Raw genomic sequence first — 585 nt, 5'->3', positions numbered from 1 at the left:
GAACCGTGATGAGTCTGAGGTTCCTGAGGGCAAGGTTGAAGACAAGGACGGCGACGGCCTTGGCGATACCGGTATCACCGATAAGAACAACAACGGTGTTGCTGACTTGGTTGATAAGCCAGGTAAGAAGCCTTCTAACCCGTCGTACCCGGACTACCCGTCCTGGCCGATTGATCCGAACAAGCCGGGCGAGGATGACAAGCCTGGTGATAAAGATCCGAAGGACAAGGACACCGATGGTGACGGTCTGACTGACGAGCAGGAGAAGGAGCTTGGCACCGATCCGAATAAGGCTGACACCGATGGTGACGGCATCAATGACGGTGACGAGGTAGACGGCTCCAAGAACCCGTTCGATAAGGACGGCAACAAGGTTAAGCCGGGTGAGAAGGGTGCTCCGACTGACCCGAAGAAGGCTGATACCGATGGTGACGGCACCAACGATGGTGACGAGGTCACTGGTTCCAAGAACAACGGCAAGCCGACTGATCCGAATAACCCGGACTCCAAGCCGGAGAAGGACCCGAACGGTTCCTCGAAGTTGCCTGACTGGAATGGTTCTTCCAACCTGTCTGAGCGTTGCAT

The 585-nt window shown here is 55.9% G+C and carries 1 pseudogene; it reads left to right on the top strand.

The window, feature by feature from the left end:
• Positions 1–585: pseudogene (locus tag HMPREF2635_RS10660) on the top strand (hypothetical protein); the annotation flags it as partial.

This window comes from Corynebacterium sp. HMSC035E02 (assembly GCF_001836065.1).
Classification (GTDB): Bacteria; Actinomycetota; Actinomycetes; order Mycobacteriales; family Mycobacteriaceae; genus Corynebacterium; species Corynebacterium hiratae.
The sequence above is the reverse complement of the archived record's forward strand: the minus strand, read 5'-3'. Positions and strand labels throughout refer to the sequence as shown.